Below are 17269 nucleotides of genomic sequence, written 5' to 3'. Positions count from 1 at the left end.
CAGCCAGCTTTCGGTAGTGAAAGCATGGCGCGGATGTGCAACCGGTCGTCGGACCGAGTTGCAGCCTCGCGGGCAAGCCCGGCTCCCAAAGTGGTTCTGTGAAGATCCACTGTGGGAGCGAGCCTGCTCGCGATGGCGTCGGAAAATACACCTCAGGAGCAAACATCATGGCCAACATTCACACCGGCGGCTGCCACTGCGGACATCTGCGCTATCAATTCAGCGGACCATTGCGCGACATCGCCCACTGTCATTGTTCGATTTGCCGACGGGTCAGCGGCGGGATTGTCACCACCTGGATCACCGTGCCTGCATCGTCCTTTCAATGGATGAAAGACACACCCGCGCAGTACAAATCTTCCTCAACCGGCGTGCGCTATTTCTGCTCGAACTGTGGGGCGCAACTGGCGTTTATGACCCCTCTCAGCCCTGAGAGCATCGACGTGACCATCGCCACCCTCGACCATCCGGAACTCGCGCCGGCCGAGCGGCATATCTGGACCGACAGCCGTTTGCCCTGGCTACACCTGGACGAGCATTTACCCGGCGAACCTGAAGAAACGATCTGATCAGAAAACAGACAGATTCAGCGGCCGGATTGCGCCCATCCAGATCGCATGCTCGGTATGGTCGAGCAAGTCATCACCCGTGTCAGGGTGCAGGAACACCACCAACCCCTTACGATTGAGCGCCAGCCACGGCAACACATTGCCGATGAGTTCGGGTCCGAACGCCAGCTGGCAGCTCCAGTCCGGGTGCGGGCCGACCGGGCGTTCGTGAACACGGCCCATTTTCAGCGAGAACAACTGCGCCGCCTGCTCGCACAACGCTCGCGCCTGATCGATTGTTCTGGCATCAAAATACACATGGGCGTGATAACCCTTGATCTGCTGCATCTGAATCCCCCTAAAACCCGGTCGAACCCTCACCGTTTCCCACAGGTCACACGCCATATACGTAGGAAACCAGGAACTTCAGCCATGAAAAATGCCGAAACCTCCATAGTAAAAGTGGTGCTTTATGGTGCCATGAGTAGCCTCGGCAGTGCGCTGATGGCTGAAATGCTGCGGCGCCAACATGAAGTGATCGCCATTGTGGATGACCTGACCGCGCTTGCGCCACGCCCCGGCCTGCGAACAAAAACCGGCGACCTGTTCGATGCGCAAGGCGTTAAACAAAGTGTGGCGGGCTGCTCGGCTGTCATCTGCCTGTTGGACGCACCCGGGTTGCCGTTCAACAGCGAGTTCGTGGAAAAAACCATTGTGCCGGGCCCGGTCGAGCAAGTGCTGGCCGTGGATGCGTTGATCGAGGGCATGCACGCGGCCGGCATCAAGCGGCTGTTTCTGGTGGGCGATTTCGAATTGCTGGACGATCCGGACATAGAAGATCGATTGCAACGCCACGCCGCTGAAGAAATCCGCGAAGCGCTGCACAACAGTCCCTTGCACTGGACGTTGGTCAATGCGCCTCGCGGCGTTTCGGGTCTGACGATTGAGCACTTCATTCATGTCAGCAGCAGCCTTGAACCGGGCTTGACCGAACCGCTTCAGCGCTTGAATCGCGTGGCAGTAGGGATTGCCGATGAACTACAGCTGAATTTGCACGTTGGCGAACACGTGAATTTCATCGCCGCCACCCCTAGATAGCGATAGAGGGCAGCGCCAGGCCATTGAGCGATTGTGCGCTGCTGGTTTGCTCGGCCATCAACCAGTCCACAAACAGCTGGATCAACGCCCCACGTCGTTTTCGCTGGGGCAAGACCACGTAATAGCCCATCCTGGACATCGCGGACTCTGCGATGGGTCGACACAACAAACCTTGCGCCAGCAAGTTATCCACAAGGTGCCGCCAGCCGATGGCTACACCTTGGCCGCCAATCGCCGCTTGAATCAGCAGCGTGTAATTGTCGAAGCGCAGTTGCCCCGGCGCCGGTGCCGATGTTATCCCCAACTCGCGAAACACACCGCTCCAGTCAAACCAGTTGCTGCTGTGTTCGCCACGCAGGTGTAGCAACGGAAACTCCAGCAGCGAATGGGCCGGCAAGGGCAGGGGACGATCCTTGAGCAACAGCGGACTGCACACCGGAAACACTTCTTCACTGAACAGCCAATGGCTTTCACCTTGTTTGAAGCGTCCGTCACCGAACAACACCGCCACATCGATATCGGTGCGCAACATATTGTGGTTGCGCTCGCTGGTGACCAGGCTGACATCGACGTACGGATTGGCTTGGTGAAAGCGGTGCAAACGGGGCATCAGCCAATACGCCGCGAAGGCAAAGTCGGTGGCCACCTGCAACACTTCATGTTGCTGCTGCGCACTGATCGCACTCAATCCTGCTTCGATATTCTGCAAACCGAGCTGAACCTGACCGAAAAGAATGGTCCCGGCTTCTGTCAATTCGATGCCCCGGTAGATGCGGTCAAACAGCCGTGTCGCGAGTTGCTCTTCTAACCGTTTGATCTGCTGGCTGACCGCCGGCTGCGTGGTGCCAAGCTCCACCGCCGCGGCGGTGAAGCTGCGATGACGAGCGGCCGCTTCAAAGGCACGAAGCAGGTCGAGAGACAGATCACCAAGGGCGTCATACATAAGCTGGGCTAATCCTAGGCATTGCCTGGCATGGGCTTTACCGCAAAGAGCGTGGGTAACATGCTCGATCGCAGCACTTTCGCATAAATATTCACTATGGAATGCCGCGAACACATGAAGCGCAAGAACATTCTCTTCATCATGGCCGATCAAATGGCCGCGCCAATGTTGCCGTTCTACGGTCCTTCGCCAATCAAACTACCGAATCTCAGCCGACTCGCCGCCGAAGGCGTAGTGTTCGACGCCGCGTATTGCAACAGCCCCTTGTGCGCGCCATCGCGGTTCACCCTGGTCAGCGGCCAGTTGCCGAGCAAGATCGGCGCCTATGACAATGCGGCTGATTTCCCCGCCGATGTACCGACTTATGCTCACTATCTGCGTCGCCTCGGTTACCGCACCGCGCTGTCGGGAAAGATGCATTTCTGCGGCCCGGACCAACTCCACGGTTACGAAGAACGCCTGACCAGCGACATTTACCCGGCCGATTACGGTTGGGCGGTGAATTGGGACGAGCCGGATGTGCGCCCGTCCTGGTATCACAACATGTCATCGGTGCTACAAGCCGGACCCTGCGTGCGCACCAATCAGCTGGATTTCGACGAAGAGGTGGTGTTCAAGGCCCAGCAATACTTGTTTGATCACGTCCGCGAAGACGGCGACCAGCCGTTTTGCCTGACCGTTTCGATGACACACCCGCACGATCCGTACACAATCCCCAAGGCTTTCTGGGATATGTACGACGATGCCGACATCCCGCTGCCCGAAACCCCGGCACAATCCGAACTCGATCCGCACGCCCAGCGTTTGCTCAAGGTTTACGACCTGTGGGACAAGCCGCTGCCTGTGAATAAAATTCGCGATGCGCGCCGCGCCTACTTCGGTGCGTGCAGCTATATCGACAGCAACGTCGGCAAACTCCTGCAAACGCTCGAAGAAACCGGGCTGATCGACGACACTATCATTGTGTTCTCCGGCGACCATGGCGACATGCTCGGCGAGCGTGGGCTCTGGTACAAAATGCACTGGTACGAAATGGCCGCCCGGGTCCCGCTATTGATCAGTGCACCGGGGCAGTTCGGGGCAGGGCGGGTCAGCGCCGCCGTCTCCACCGCCGACTTGCTGCCCACCTTCGTGGAACTGGCCGGGGGCTCGCTGGAGCCGGCCTTGCCGCTGGACGGTCGCTCGCTGGTTTCGCACCTGCAAGGGCAGGGCGGTCACGACGAAGTGTTCGGCGAATACATGGCCGAAGGCACCATCAGCCCGCTGATGATGATCCGTCGCGGTGCTTACAAATTCATCTACAGCGAAGATGACCCTTGCCTACTCTTCGATGTACACAAAGACCCGCGCGAACGGGAAGAACTCAGCCAATCGCCGCAACATCGCGCCATATTCGAAGCATTTCTGAGCGAAGCACGCGCCAAGTGGAATATCCCCGCGATTCACCAACAAGTGCTCGCCAGCCAGCGGCGTCGGCGTTTCGTTGCCGACGCGTTGACCCTTGGCAAGCTGAAGAGCTGGGATCACCAGCCGCTGGTGGACGCTAGTCAGCAGTACATGCGCAACCACATCGACCTCAATGATCTGGAGCGCAAAGCACGTTATCCACAACCCTGCCAAAACCAATAATGTTAAGGGGAAGTCCATGCAAAGGTTATCCACAGTACTGACGGTCGGGCTTCTGGCTCTGGGCAGCGCATCAGCCTATGCCGAACAAAGTTGCGAGACGGTGAAAATGGCCGATCCTGGCTGGAGCGACATCGCCGCAACCAACGCCATCACCGGGTTTCTGCTGGATGGCATGGGCTACAAGGCCAAGGTCGACACCCTCGCAGTGCCGATCACCTTTGGCGGGTTGAAGGACGGTCAGGTCGATGTGTTCCTGGGTAACTGGATGCCGGCGCAGCAGGGCTTCTACGACAAGTTCGTGGCCACGGGTGATGTCACGCAACTGGCGAAGAACCTGGACGGCACCGAGTTCACGCTCGCGGTTCCGGACTACGTCTGGGACGCGGGTGTGCATGACTTTGCCGACCTGAACAAATTCGCCGACAAGTTCGACAAGAAGATCTACGGCATTGGCTCCGGCGCGCCAGCGAACATCTCGCTGCAGGAAATCATCAAGAAGAATGATTTCGACATGGGCCAGTGGAAGCTGGTCGAGTCCAGCGAGCAGGCCATGCTGGCCGAAGTGTCTCGCGCGGTGAAAAAACAGAAATTCGTCACCTTTCTCGGCTGGACTCCACATCCGATGAACGTGCAGCTGAAAATGCATTACCTGAAGGGCGGCGAGAAATATTTCGGTGATACCGGCAGCGTTCATACCCTGACCCGCAAGGGGTACGCCGAAGCCTGCCCGAATGTGGGCAAATTGCTGACCAACCTGAGTTTCACCCAGGACATGGAGAACAGCATCATGGCCGAGGTGGTGAATAAGAAGGTCAGTAATGCGGACGCGGCCAAGGCGTGGATCAAGGCCAATCCGGCAGCGCTGGATAAGTGGCTGGAGGGCGTGAAGACAGCGGATGGCAAGGATGCGCTGCCAGCGGTTAAAGCCAAACTCTGAATCCTGTGGGAGCGAGCACGCTCGCTCCCACAGGTGTCTGTCCTGATACTCTTGCGCAAAACCCCACCCGAGAAGACCCATGGCCTTCCCCAGCCGCCATTCACTCTTCCCCTTCCTCAGTTGGTTGCCCCGGCAAACCCGCGCCAGCGTCGGGCGTGACCTGATCGTCGGCCTCAGCGGGGCAATTCTTGCGTTGCCGCAATCCATTGCCTACGCGTTGATCGCGGGGCTCCCACCGGAATACGGTTTATACGCCGCGATCATCCCGGTGTTGATTGCTTGTCTCTGGGGTTCGTCGTGGCACTTGATCTGCGGTCCTACGGCGGCGATTTCTATCGTCTTGTATGCCAGCGTCAGTCCTCTGGCCGTTCCCGCGTCAGAGGACTACGTCACCCTGATCCTGCTTCTGACGTTGCTCGCCGGTATTTTCCAGTGGTTGCTCGGTTTGCTGCGCTTCGGCGCCTTGGTGAATTTCGTCTCGCATTCAGTGGTGCTGGGTTTCACCTTGGGTGCGGCGGTGGTGATCGTCATCGGGCAATTGCCGAACCTGCTGGGGCTGGATTTGCCCAGTCAAGCCACGGCACTGGACAGCTTCTTGATGCTGTTCAAGCACCTCGACGCTTTCGATAAACCGTCACTGGCGCTGGGCCTGGCGACGGTCGTTGTCGGCGCAATCCTGAAGTTGTTGCTGCCTCGCTGGCCGACACTGCTGATTACGTTGATTCTGGGCGGGTTGCTGGTGTGGTTCTGGCCATCGATGTTCGGCCATGTGAAGTTGGTCAGCGCGTTTGTCGGACGCCTGCCGCCCTTCAGTCCGTTGCCGCTGGACTTTGACCTGATCCTGCGTTTGCTGCCGAGCGCGGTGGCCGTGGGAATGTTGGGGCTGGTGACCAGCCTGTCGATTGCCCGCTCCCTGTCGGCCCGCTCGCAGCAGTTGATCGACGCCAACCAGGAAGTCCGCGCCCAAGGTTTATCGAACATGGTCGGTGCATTTTTTTCCGGCTCGCTGTCCGCCGGGTCCTTCACTCGCTCGGGCCTGAGCTACGACGCAGGCGCCTGCTCACCGATGGCCGGTGTTTTTTCAGCCGTGTGGGTGGCGCTGTTTGCCATCTTCGGCGCACAGTTAATCGCCCACATCCCGATCCCGGCCATGGCCGGCAGCATTCTGTTAATCGCGTGGGGACTGGTAGACCATCGCGGTATTCGCGCCTTGTTGCGGGTCAGCCGCGCCGAGTTCCTGGTCATGGCGCTGACCTGTGTCGCCACGCTCCTGTTGGAGTTGCAGACGGCGATCTACGCCGGGGTGCTGGCGTCTTTGTTCTTCTACCTCAAACGCACCTCACAACCGCGGGTCCAGCATTCTCGCGAAGGCGATGAAGATATTCTGCGGGTAGGCGGGTCAATCTTTTTCGGCGCCAGCCATTACCTGCAAGTGCGCCTGCAACGCCTGCACGGCGCGCGCGTGGTGATCGAGGCGCAGCAGATCAACTTCATCGACTATTCAGGGGTGGAAATGCTGCATCAGGAAGCGCGTCGGCTGCTCAAGCAGGATCGCAGCCTGACGTTGCGGCGCGCGCGGCCGCAGGTGGTGGAGGAGTTGAGGAAGCTGGAAGGGGCCGACAAGTGCCCGATCCGTTTCGAAGACTAATTTGCCTCGCGGAGATCCCTTGTAGGAGTGAGCCTGCTCGCGATGAGGCCTGTACATTCAACATTGATGGCGACTGACACTCCGCCATCGTCGGAACGCCGCCCGGAGCCGGCTCGCTCCCACATTGATTACAGCGCCAGCTGGCGGCGCAGTTCGGCCAGTACCGGCGCTGTGTCCGGGCGCACACCACGCCACAGGAAAAAGGCTTCCGCCGCTTGTTCCGCGAGCATGCCCAAGCCATCCATCGCGACTGCCGCGCCATTTTCCGTGGCCCAACGGCAGAACGAAGTCGGTTCCTTGCCATACATCATGTCGTAGCAAACGGTTTTACCCGGCTCGATCAAACTTCCGGCAATCGGCGGTACATCGCCCGACAGGCTCGCCGACGTGGCGTTGATGATCAGGTCCACCGACTCCTTCAACCAATCGAAACCGCTGGCCGACACCGGCCCCAGGTCCGCGAACAATTCCGCCAGCAACTCGGCTTTTTCCACCGTGCGGTTGGCGATGATCACCGAGGCCGGTTGCTCGGCCAGCAGCGGTTCCAACGCACCGCGCACCGCACCGCCCGCGCCAAGCAGCAGGATACGTTTGCCCTTGAGGCTGAAACCGGCGTTGACCGTCAGGTCTCGCACCAGTCCGGCACCGTCGGTGTTGTCACCCAACAAGCTGCCATCGGCGAGTTTGCTCAAGGTGTTCACCGCGCCGGCCCGCTGCGCGCGCTCCGTCAGGCTGTCGGCCAGGCGGAAGGCGTCTTCCTTGAATGGCACAGTCACATTCGCCCCTCGACCTTCGCGGAAAAACGACCGGGCAAAGTCGGAAAAATCGTCGAGTGGCGCCAGCGAGGTGCTGTAGTCCAACTGCTGAGCGGTTTGTTCGGCGAACAAACGGTGGATCAGCGGCGACTTGCTGTGGCCAATCGGGTTACCGAATACGACATAACGGTCCATCAGAACTCCTCGTTCAGGCCTCAGCCAACCAATCGCGGTCTTGCAGGAAATACTCGGTCAAGCGCGCTTCTTCGCTGCCCGGTTCGGCTTTCCAGTCATAGCCCCAGCGCACTTGCGGTGGCAACGACATCAGGATCGATTCGGTACGCCCGCCCGATTGCAGGCCGAACAGCGTGCCTCGGTCGTAGACCAGGTTGAACTCCACGTAGCGGCCACGACGGAATTCCTGGAATTCTCGCTGCTTGGCGGTGAACGCATCATTTTTACGGCGTTGCACAATCGGCAGATACGCGTCGATGTACGCATCGCCGATGGCGCGCATGAACGCGAAGCTGGTGTCGAAGTCCCACTCGTTCAAGTCATCGAAGAACAGTCCGCCGATGCCGCGCGGTTCGTGGCGATGTTTGATGTGGAAATAGTCGTCGCACCAGGCTTTGTAGCGCGAATAGACGTCCGGGCCGAACGGCGCACAGGCCTGCTCGGCGATGCGGTGCCAGTGCACGCAGTCTTCTTCATTGCCGTAGTAAGGCGTCAGGTCGAAGCCGCCACCGAACCACCAGACCGGCTCCTCACCTTCTTTTTCAGCGATGAAAAAGCGCACGTTGGCGTGGGACGTCGGCACATGCGGGTTGTGCGGGTGAATGACCAATGACACGCCCAAGGCTTCGAAGCCACGGCCCGCCAGTTCCGGGCGATGAGCGCTGGCGGACGGAGGGAGACCGCTGCCAAAGACATGGGAAAAGTTGACACCACCCTTTTCGATCACAGAGCCGTTTTCGATCACGCGGGTGCGACCGCCACCGCCGGCGGCCCGGGTCCAGGCATCTTCGACGAAGTGCGTGCCGCCGTCTTCGGCTTCCAGCGCAGCACAAATTCGGTCTTGCAGGTCAAGCAGGTAGGCTTTTACGGCCTCGGTGCGGGTCGTCATGTCATCACCTTGATCGGGCAAAGCTACGCGGCGCTCCATCGGAGCGGGGGGCCGGCGCAAATGGGCGCGTAGCATAACATCGCCAATGGGCCTGCCGCAGTTGACGAAGATCACACTTGGGAGTTCGATAGGGAGCTTCGTGCTACACCTCCAGTAGCCAAGACCCAAGGAGTAGGCAGATGGCTAAGCGTATCCAGTTCCGCGCCCATGGCGGTCCCGAAGTACTTGAGTACGTCGATTACCAACCCGCCGAGCCCGGCCCGCAGCAGGTCCGTGTCACCAACAAGGCCATCGGCCTGAATTTCATCGACACCTACTACCGCAGCGGCCTCTACCCGCCGCCAGCCTTGCCATCGGGCGTGGGTTCCGAAGGCGCGGGCGTGGTCGAAGCAGTGGGCAGCGAGGTCACGCGCTTCAAGGTCGGTGATCGCGTGGCGTATGGCAGCGGGCCGTTGGGCGCCTACAGCGAAGTTCACGTATTGCCCGAAGCTAATCTGGTGCTGCTGCCGGATGCGATCAGCTTCGAAACGGCCGCCGGGGTCATGCTCAAAGGCCTGACTGTGCAGTACCTGCTGCGTCAGACTTATGAGCTCAAGGGTGGCGAAACCATCCTGTTCCACGCCGCTGCCGGCGGTGTCGGTTCGCTGGCGTGCCAATGGGCCAAGGCCTTGGGCGTAAAGTTGATCGGTACGGTCAGCTCCCCCGAGAAAGCCGCGCTGGCCAAGGCCAATGGCGCCTGGGCGACTATCGACTACAGCCATGAAAATGTCGCTCAGCGTGTGCTGGAATTGACGGACGGGAAGAAAGTGCCGGTGGTGTATGACGGCGTCGGTAAAGACACCTGGCTGACATCGCTGGACAGCGTGTCCCCCCGTGGTCTGGTAGTGAGTTTTGGCAACGCGTCAGGTGCGGTGGACGGGGTCAATCTGGGGATTTTGTCGGCGAAGGGTTCGCTGTACGTGACCCGGCCGACACTGGCGACTTACGCCAACAATGCCGAGAATCTGCAGCGGATGGCGGATGAGCTGTTTGAGATGATTATCAGCGGGAAGTTGAACGTGGACATCAGTCACACTTATTCGTTGGCTGATGCAGCGAATGCACAGACCGAGTTGTCGGCGCGGCGCACGACGGGTTCGACTGTTTTGTTGCCTTAAGGTCGCCATCGCGAGCAGGTCGAATCGTCGCACCGTCGCTCCCACAGTGGTTGTGTGTCGATCACAAACACCCTGTGGGAGCGAGCCTGCTCGCGATTGGCAGCGCTGCAGTCTTAATCGGGGCGTACAACGTGGCCGGTCGCCAGATCCCGAATGACGCTCGGATTCTTGCGCCCTCCCAGGTTCCCACCCAACACAAAATCCACCTGCCCACGGAAATACTGCTCCACGCGAATCCGCGTACGCGCCGCCGGGCGTGCCTGTGGGTTGGCCGAGGTTGAAACCAATGGCCCCACCGCTGCGCACAAATCCCGCACCAGTGGATGATCACTGACCCGCAGAGCCACCGTTTCATGCACCCCGGTGATCCACTGCGGCAACAGGTTCTGATGGGGCACCAGCCAGGTGTTCGGTCCCGGCCAGGTGCTGGCCATGCGGTCCATCCACAGTTCCGGGAAGTCTTCGAAGAGAAAATCGAATTGCCGGATGTTGTCGGCAACCAGAATCAGGCCCTTCTCCACTGACCGTCCCTTGATCGCCAGCAGACGATACACCGCCGCTTCATCCCACGGGTCGCAACCCAACCCCCAGACCGCTTCGGTTGGATAGGCAATCACCGCCCCTGCGCGAACGGCTTGCGCGGCTTGTTGCACTCGCCAACTGTTGACCATGAAAAACTCTCCGGAATAAGGCTCTGCGCAGTTTACCGATCTTCCTTATAAAACCTAGCTCACCCGCGCAAACCAGCGCCCGCTTTCGCAAACGGCGCGGCCATCCATTTCCAGCTCGGTCAGCGCCGCCAGCACTTTGGGCAAGGCCCAGCCGCTGGTGACGGACAACGCTTCACTGGTGTGCGGGGCCGCGTGCAGCAGCATGAGCAACGGATTGGTCACCGAAGGAGCCTCGCTGTACAACGGTAACTGTTGCCAGCCGCGCAAGGCTTCGAGGATATGTTCGATGGTCTCCACCAGCATCGCGCCGTCCCGGATCAACTGATGACAGCCTTTGGCTCCGGGATGATGGATCGATCCAGGAATCGCATACACCTCCCGACCTTGCTCCGCCGCCAGCCTCGCGGTGATCAGCGAACCACTCGCCACACTCGCCTCGACCACCAGCACACCGAGCGACAAACCGCTGATGATTCGATTGCGCCGGGGAAAGTTGCTGGCGGTCGGGCCGGCGTCCAGCGGGAACTCCGAAAGCACCGCACTGCCCGACGCGATCATGGCATCGGCGAGTCGTCGATTGCGTTGTGGATAAAACTTTTCAAGTCCCGTGCCAAGTACGCCCACCGTTCGCCCGCCGACGTCCAAAGCGGCTTGATGCGCGGCAGCATCAATGCCCAGCGCCAGACCACTGGTGATGACGAAACCGGCGCCGGCCAGACTGCGGGAAAACGCGGCGGCCGTGTCCATGCCCGGACGCGAAGCACGTCGGCTACCGACCATCGCCAGCTGCGGTTTCTCCAGAATCCCCGGATCGCCCGCGACGAATAACAGGGGCGGTGCGTCGCTGATTTCTGCGAGCAGCGCAGGGTACTCAGGCTGGTCCCACATCAGTAAATGCTGGCCCGGACGCTCTAGCCAGGCCAATGCGTGGCTGGCGCCATCGCGCACTTCATTGGCGCGTCGAGCCTCGGCGCACGCCAATGGCAAGCCCAGTGAACGCCAGGCACTGGCCGGCGCGCTGATGGCTTTGGACGCCGAGCCGAAGGCCTCAAGTAATTTTTTGAACCGCGCCGGGCCGAGTTCCGGCAAACGGTGCAAACGTAAACGAGCTTCCAGTTCCGCAGGGGAAACCGGGGTAACGGCAGTCAGTGACATGGATCATCCTTGATCGTTATGAGCCCCGTCGGAACGGGAATAAGCTGTGGATAACTCTGTTGGTAACTTGTGGAGCTGGCTAAGGATTTCGCACCTTGTCCATCACGGCCAGCGAGCGCGAAGCGTTGAGTACCAGACCGTAGCTGAGCTTGTCGTAGGTGCGAAAAACCATGAGCAACCCGGCCCGCTCATCGGGAATTTTCAGCGGCTGGCCGGTGATCCGGTCGCGCACGGTTTCGCCGGTTTTCATCACCACCAGCACGTTGCCTTCGGCCAGGCCATCACGCAGCCCCTTGTTCAGCGTGACCACATCCATCGCGCCGATCTGCGTCACCCCACGCGGAACATCGATGATCAACCCGTTAACCGGTGTTTTCGGCGCACCGGGCATGAAGGACGAATTGATCGACCGCTCCTCACCGCTAAACAAACGGTCCCCCAGACGCACTTCCTGCGTCGTGCGCTGCAAGGCGAGGGTGGCGACATCGCCTTCAGTGGCAATAATTTCGCCACCACCGATGTCATCGGCGTTGATCCCCAAAAACTCTTGGGTCTCGGGGTCGGTGTAAACCTTGCCCTGACGGAAGATCCCGTAAGCCGGCTGATCGGGATCGAAATGGCCGCGCGCGAAGATGCGGTCTCCGGTGCCGCTCAACACACGTTCGGCATCGCCGGCCACGACATAAGGCGCCTTGTCGAAATCCTCGACCTTGTCGACGATGCGGTTGCTCAGCAAGAAACTGTTGATCGAACGCAGCGGAATGCTGGGGATGGCATCGACTACCGACGAGCTGCGCACCTGTGGCGAGAGCTTGAGGGTGCCGCGAGAGGCTCCACGATTGAGGGTCAGACGTGGCTGGCCGTTGACGTAAACCAGCGACAGCAAGTCGCCGGGGTAGATGAGATCAGGATTCTCGATGTGCGAATTGGCCTGCCACAGCTCGGGCCATTGCCACGGCTGGCGCAGGTATTTACCGGAAATGTCCCAGAGTGTGTCCCCCGCAACCACTGTGTATTGCTGTGGAAAACCTTCCTTGAGTTGCACTTGCCCGTGCGCCAGACCGGCCGAGGCCAGAAGGAGCAAGGCGAGTAGTGATTTCCTCATGCGGTGAATCCCTTTATTATGTGCGTTCGCGTGAAACGCTTGAGCCCTCAGTGGCTCGCTCCCGGCTTGCTTATGAAGCGAAGGGAGCTACGTTTTACAAAGGTAGCCTGCCTCTTCGGACTCACCAGGCCACCGTCCCGACCTTACTTCACACGTGCAGTCATCAAGCTTATGGCCATTTTAAACATCCTCGAATTCCCCGACTCGCGCCTGCGCACTATCGCCAAACCTGTGGCCGTAGTGGACGACGAAGTGCGTCAGTTGGTCGATGACATGTTTGAAACAATGTATGAAGCGCCAGGCATCGGCCTCGCCGCGACCCAGGTCAACGTGCACAAACGCATCGTGGTGATGGACCTCTCCGAAGACCGCTCCGAACCACGGGTGTTCATCAACCCCGAGTTCGAAACCCTGACCGACGAGATGGAGCAGTATCAGGAAGGCTGTCTCTCGGTGCCGGGCTTCTACGAAAACGTCGATCGCCCGCAGAAGGTCAAGGTCAAGGCCCTGGACCGCGACGGCCAACCTTACGAACTGATCGCCGAAGGCCTGCTCGCCGTGTGCATCCAGCATGAATGCGACCACCTGAACGGCAAATTGTTCGTCGATTATCTATCGAGTCTCAAACGCGACCGAATCAAGAAAAAACTGGAAAAGCTCCATCGCCAGAACGCTTGATGCCCTCCTTTCAAAGGCTTGCTGCGGCAAGCCTTTTTCTTTTGCGAGACCTTCTACATGACTGAGCCACTGCGCATCGTCTTTGCCGGGACCCCGGAATTCGCCGCCGAACACCTCAAGGCCATGCTCGACAGCCCTTACGAGATCGTCGCGGTTTACACCCAGCCGGACCGTCCGGCGGGCCGTGGGCAAAAGCTGATGCCGAGCCCGGTCAAGCAACTCGCACTGGAAAACAACATCCCGGTGTTGCAACCGCCAACCCTGCGCAACGAAGACGCTCAGACCGAACTGGCCGCGCTCAAGCCAGATTTGCTGGTGGTGGTCGCCTACGGCCTGATCCTGCCGCAAGCGGTGTTGGATATTCCGCGCCTGGGTTGCATCAACAGCCACGCGTCCCTGCTGCCACGCTGGCGCGGGGCGGCGCCGATTCAGCGCGCCGTCGAAGCGGGTGACAGTGAAAGCGGCGTGACCGTGATGCGCATGGAGCTGGGCCTGGACACCGGGCCGATGCTGCTCAAAGTCACCACGCCAATCAGTGGTGACGACACCGGCGGCAGCCTCCACGATCGTCTGGCCGAACTGGGCCCACCGGCCGTGATTCAAGCGATTGCCGGCCTCGCCGCTGGCACGTTGGACGGCGAAGTGCAGGACGACAGCCTCGCCACTTATGCTCATAAATTGAACAAGGACGAAGCGCGCATCGACTGGACCCGCCCGGCCATCGATCTGGAGCGTCTGGTTCGCGCCTTCAACCCATGGCCGATTACCCACAGCACACTGAACGGCGAAGCGCTGAAAGTGCTGGCCGCAAGCCTCACTGAAGGGAAGGGCGCACCGGGGGAAATCCTCAGCGCCAGCAAGGACGGCTTGCTCGTCGCTTGCGGTGAGCAAGCGCTGTGCCTGACCCGCCTGCAATTGCCCGGCGGCAAAGCGCTGAACTTCAGCGATCTGTTCAACAGCCGTAAAGAGAAGTTCGCCGTCGGCACCGTGCTCGGTCAAACGGCGGACGCTCAATGAACCCGCGTCTGGCCGCCGCCAAGGCACTTGCCGCTGTTCTGAACGGAAAAGCCTCGCTCAACAGTTCCCTGCCGACACAAATGGACAAGGTTGAAGACCGCGATCGCGGCTTCACTCAGGACCTGGCGTTCGGTACCGCGCGCTGGCAGCCACGGTTGTCGGCGCTGGCGGCCAAACTGCTGCAAAAGCCCTTCAAGGCTGCAGATGCGGACGTCGAAGCGCTGTTGCTGGTCGGCCTTTATCAACTGCTCTACACCCGCGTTCCGGCTCACGCCGCTATCGGTGAAACGGTTGGTTGTGCCGACAAGCTGAAAAAGCCCTGGGCCAAGGCCTTGCTCAACGCCGTGTTGCGCCGCGCCCAACGGGAAAGCGAAGCGCTGCTGGTCGAGCTGGAACACGACCCGGTGGTGCGTACCGCGCATCCGCGCTGGCTGCAAAAATCCTTGAAAGCATTCTGGCCCGAGCAATGGGAAGCCATTTGCGCGGCGAACAACGCGCATCCGCCGATGATTCTGCGGGTCAACCGTCGCCATCACACCCGCGACGCCTACCTTGGGTTGCTGACCGAAGCCGGGATCGCCGCAACGCCGTGCGTTTACAGTCAGGACGGCATCATCCTTGAGGCCGCCGCCGACGTGCGCAGCTTGCCGGGCTTCGCCGAAGGCTGGATCAGCGTGCAAGATGAGGCGGCGCAATTGGCTGCCGACCTGCTCGACCTGGCGCCGGGCCAACGGGTGCTCGATGCTTGCTGCGCACCGGGCGGCAAAACCTGCCACATCCTTGAAGCCGAGCCAAAACTGGCCGGTGTCGTGGCGGTGGACCTTGAAGCCAAGCGTCTGGTGCGGGTGCGAGAAAACCTCGAACGCCTGAAATTGAGCGCCGAACTGATCGCCGCCGACGGGCGTGACACTGCCGTCTGGTGGGACGGCAAACCGTTCCAGCGCATCCTGCTGGATGCGCCGTGCTCGGCCACCGGCGTCATCCGTCGTCACCCGGACATCAAACTGACGCGCCAGCCCGACGACATCGCCGCGCTCGCGGTGCTTCAGGGCGAATTGCTCGATGCCATGTGGATTACCCTGGAGGTTGGCGGAATTCTGCTCTACGCCACGTGTTCCACATTGCCGACTGAAAACACCGAGGTCATCGAAGCGTTCCTCGCCCGCACGCCAGGTGCCCGTGAACTGGACCTCGTCACCACGGCAGGCATCAAGCAACCTCACGGTCGCCAGTTATTGGCCCAGGAAGGCGGGCATGACGGGTTCTATTACGCCAAACTGATCAAGATTGCCGCCGCGCGCGGTTAACGGATTGAATGGAGTAACTGGATGAAAATCATCATCCTCGGTGCGGGGCAGGTCGGCGGTTCGCTGGCAGAACATTTGGCCAGCGAAGCCAATGACATCACGGTGGTCGACACCGACGGCGAACGCCTGCGTGACCTCGGTGATCGGCTGGACATCCGCACCGTTCAGGGCCGCGGCTCACTGCCAACGGTGCTCCGCCAGGCCGGTGCGGACGATGCCGACATGCTGGTGGCCGTGACCAACAGCGACGAAACCAACATGGTGGCCTGTCAGGTCGCACACACGCTGTTCCACACGCCGACCAAAATCGCTCGGGTGCGCGAAGCCTCCTACCTCACGCGCTCCGAATTGTTCGATAACGACGCGATCCCGGTCGACGTGCTGATCAGTCCGGAACAAGTGGTGACCAACTACATCAAGCGTCTGATCGAGCATCCGGGCGCTTTGCAGGTAATCGATTTCGCTGAAGGAAAAGCGCAGTTGGTTGCGGTGAAGGCCTACTACGGCGGACCGCTGGTGGGTCAGCAACTGCGTCAACTACGCGAACACATGCCAAATGTCGAAACCCGCGTCGCTGCGATTTTCCGCCGTGACCGGCCGATCCTGCCGCAGGGTGATACCGTCATCGAGGCGGACGACGAAGTGTTTTTCATCGCCGCCAAGGCCAATATTCGCGCCGTGATGAGCGAAATGCGTCGGCTGGATGAATCCTACAAACGTATCGTTATTGCTGGGGGCGGGCAGATCGGTGAGCGTCTGGCCGAGGCCATCGAAAGCCGCTATCAGGTGAAGATCATCGAGATGAATCCGGCTCGCTGCCGCCATCTCTCGGACACCCTCGACAGCACCGTGGTGTTGCAAGGCAGTGCCTCCGACCGCGACTTGCTGATGGAAGAGAACATTGCCGACGCCGATATCTTCCTGGCCCTGACCAACGATGACGAAGCCAACATCATGTCTTCGCTGCTGGCCAAGCGCCTGGGCGCGAAGAAGGTGATGACGATCATCAACAACCCGGCGTACGTTGATTTGATTCAGGGCGGCGACATCGACATCGCCATCAGCCCGCAACTGGCGACTATCGGCACGTTGCTGGCCCACGTGCGCCGTGGCGATATCGTCAGCGTGCACTCCTTGCGCCGGGGCGCGGCGGAGGCCATCGAGGCAATTGCCCATGGCGATGCGAAGTCGAGCAAGGTGATTGGCAAGGCTATCGAGAACATCGGTTTACCGCCGGGTACGACGATTGGCGCGATCATTCGTGATGAAGAAGTGATCATTGCGCATGACGATACGGTGATCGAAGCTGGCGACCATGTGATTTTGTTCCTTGTGGATAAAAAGCATATTCGGGATGTGGAGAAGTTGTTTCATGTGGGGCTTAGCTTCTTCTGATCGGGAATTTGCGCTGGCTGAACTGGCCTCTTCGCGGGCAAGCCCGCTCCCACAGGTATCTCGGCCGTACACAAGAAAAGTGTCCACTGCAAAACACTGTGGG

17 protein-coding genes are annotated in these 17269 nt (G+C 60.1%); 10 read left to right on the top strand and 7 right to left on the bottom strand.

The genetic code is table 11. The features are described from left to right. The first annotated feature begins 167 nt into the window (after window positions 1-167). Window positions 168-569 carry a GFA family protein gene (locus tag AC3ISI_RS00150; RefSeq protein WP_489334928.1) on the top strand — a complete coding sequence of 134 codons (402 nt, stop codon included), beginning with the start codon at window positions 168-170 and terminating at the stop codon, window positions 567-569. Here the strand turns inward: AC3ISI_RS00150 and AC3ISI_RS00145 are convergent, their stop codons facing one another. Beyond that, the gene (locus AC3ISI_RS00145; protein WP_489334927.1) at window positions 570-896 is read right to left on the bottom strand and encodes a DOPA 4,5-dioxygenase family protein; all 327 of its coding nucleotides are present in this window, start codon (window positions 894-896) and stop codon (window positions 570-572) included. It lies immediately after the preceding gene. An 84-nt stretch (window positions 897-980) separates the two neighbouring features. On the opposite strand from AC3ISI_RS00145, the gene AC3ISI_RS00140 reads away from it, so the two are divergent. Next, window positions 981-1646: an NAD(P)-dependent oxidoreductase gene (locus tag AC3ISI_RS00140; protein ID WP_489334926.1), complete on the top strand. Its 666-nt coding sequence runs from the start codon at window positions 981-983 to the stop codon at window positions 1644-1646. On the opposite strand, the gene AC3ISI_RS00135 is transcribed toward AC3ISI_RS00140, so the two are convergent. After that, window positions 1639-2589 (bottom strand): choline sulfate utilization transcriptional regulator, encoded by a 951-nt coding sequence (locus AC3ISI_RS00135; RefSeq protein WP_489334925.1) that lies wholly within the window; start codon window positions 2587-2589, stop codon window positions 1639-1641. The two genes, AC3ISI_RS00140 and AC3ISI_RS00135, sit on opposite strands and share 8 nt — an antisense overlap. A gap of 114 nt (window positions 2590-2703) precedes the next feature. On the opposite strand from AC3ISI_RS00135, the gene betC reads away from it, so the two are divergent. The 3 genes from betC to AC3ISI_RS00120 all read left to right on the top strand — a co-directional run bounded on the left by betC (window position 2704) and on the right by AC3ISI_RS00120 (window position 6803). Then, window positions 2704-4218 carry a choline-sulfatase gene (gene betC / locus AC3ISI_RS00130; protein ID WP_489334924.1) on the top strand — a complete coding sequence of 505 codons (1515 nt, stop codon included), beginning with the start codon at window positions 2704-2706 and terminating at the stop codon, window positions 4216-4218. A gap of 16 nt (window positions 4219-4234) precedes the next feature. Beyond that, on the top strand, window positions 4235-5155 hold the full coding sequence (gene choX / locus AC3ISI_RS00125) for a choline ABC transporter substrate-binding protein (protein WP_489334922.1): 921 nt from the start codon (window positions 4235-4237) through the stop codon (window positions 5153-5155). A 79-nt stretch (window positions 5156-5234) separates the two neighbouring features. Beyond that, the gene (locus AC3ISI_RS00120; RefSeq protein ID WP_489334921.1) at window positions 5235-6803 is read left to right on the top strand and encodes a SulP family inorganic anion transporter; all 1569 of its coding nucleotides are present in this window, start codon (window positions 5235-5237) and stop codon (window positions 6801-6803) included. Window positions 6804-6931: 128 nt separating this feature from the next. On the opposite strand, the gene aroE is transcribed toward AC3ISI_RS00120, so the two are convergent. Together aroE and hemF are read right to left on the bottom strand one after the other, a co-directional pair. Continuing rightward, window positions 6932-7753, bottom strand: coding sequence for a shikimate dehydrogenase (gene aroE, locus AC3ISI_RS00115; protein WP_489334920.1), 822 nt, complete (start codon window positions 7751-7753; stop codon window positions 6932-6934). Window positions 7754-7766: 13 nt separating this feature from the next. Next, window positions 7767-8681: an oxygen-dependent coproporphyrinogen oxidase gene (hemF, locus tag AC3ISI_RS00110; protein ID WP_489334919.1), complete on the bottom strand. Its 915-nt coding sequence runs from the start codon at window positions 8679-8681 to the stop codon at window positions 7767-7769. 179 nt (window positions 8682-8860) lie between these two features. Here hemF and AC3ISI_RS00105 point away from each other — a divergent pair, with 179 nt between their 5' ends. After that, window positions 8861-9838: an NADPH:quinone reductase gene (locus AC3ISI_RS00105; RefSeq protein ID WP_489334918.1), complete on the top strand. Its 978-nt coding sequence runs from the start codon at window positions 8861-8863 to the stop codon at window positions 9836-9838. 113 nt (window positions 9839-9951) lie between these two features. On the opposite strand, the gene tsaC is transcribed toward AC3ISI_RS00105, so the two are convergent. The 3 genes from tsaC to AC3ISI_RS00090 form a co-directional block, all read right to left on the bottom strand. Beyond that, complete coding sequence (gene tsaC, locus AC3ISI_RS00100) at window positions 9952-10509, bottom strand: L-threonylcarbamoyladenylate synthase type 1 TsaC (RefSeq protein ID WP_489334917.1); 558 nt, start codon at window positions 10507-10509, stop codon at window positions 9952-9954. Window positions 10510-10563: 54 nt separating this feature from the next. Next, on the bottom strand, window positions 10564-11664 hold the full coding sequence (gene dprA / locus AC3ISI_RS00095; protein WP_489334916.1) for a DNA-processing protein DprA: 1101 nt from the start codon (window positions 11662-11664) through the stop codon (window positions 10564-10566). A gap of 79 nt (window positions 11665-11743) precedes the next feature. After that, entirely contained in the window at window positions 11744-12769 is a 1026-nt protein-coding gene (locus AC3ISI_RS00090; RefSeq protein ID WP_489334915.1) for a LysM peptidoglycan-binding domain-containing protein, read from the bottom strand. Window positions 12770-12940: 171 nt separating this feature from the next. Between AC3ISI_RS00090 and def the strand changes: the two genes are divergently transcribed. The 4 genes from def to trkA are packed head-to-tail and all read left to right on the top strand — an operon-like array spanning window position 12941 to window position 17166. Continuing rightward, complete coding sequence (def, locus tag AC3ISI_RS00085; protein WP_007948122.1) at window positions 12941-13447, top strand: peptide deformylase; 507 nt, start codon at window positions 12941-12943, stop codon at window positions 13445-13447. Window positions 13448-13504: 57 nt separating this feature from the next. Next, entirely contained in the window at window positions 13505-14464 is a 960-nt protein-coding gene (gene fmt, locus AC3ISI_RS00080; RefSeq protein WP_489334914.1) for a methionyl-tRNA formyltransferase, read from the top strand. Continuing rightward, window positions 14461-15771 (top strand): 16S rRNA (cytosine(967)-C(5))-methyltransferase RsmB, encoded by a 1311-nt coding sequence (gene rsmB, locus AC3ISI_RS00075; protein WP_489334913.1) that lies wholly within the window; start codon window positions 14461-14463, stop codon window positions 15769-15771. The genes fmt and rsmB overlap by 4 nt, the downstream gene beginning before the upstream one ends. Window positions 15772-15792: 21 nt before the next feature. After that, window positions 15793-17166, top strand: coding sequence for a Trk system potassium transporter TrkA (trkA, locus tag AC3ISI_RS00070; RefSeq protein WP_489334912.1), 1374 nt, complete (start codon window positions 15793-15795; stop codon window positions 17164-17166). Window positions 17167-17269: the final 103 nt, after the last annotated feature.

It is taken from the genome of Pseudomonas sp. GL_139_B (genome assembly GCF_057834475.1).
Note: the sequence above shows the minus strand (reverse complement) of the source record. Positions and strands in the feature narration are given on the sequence as shown.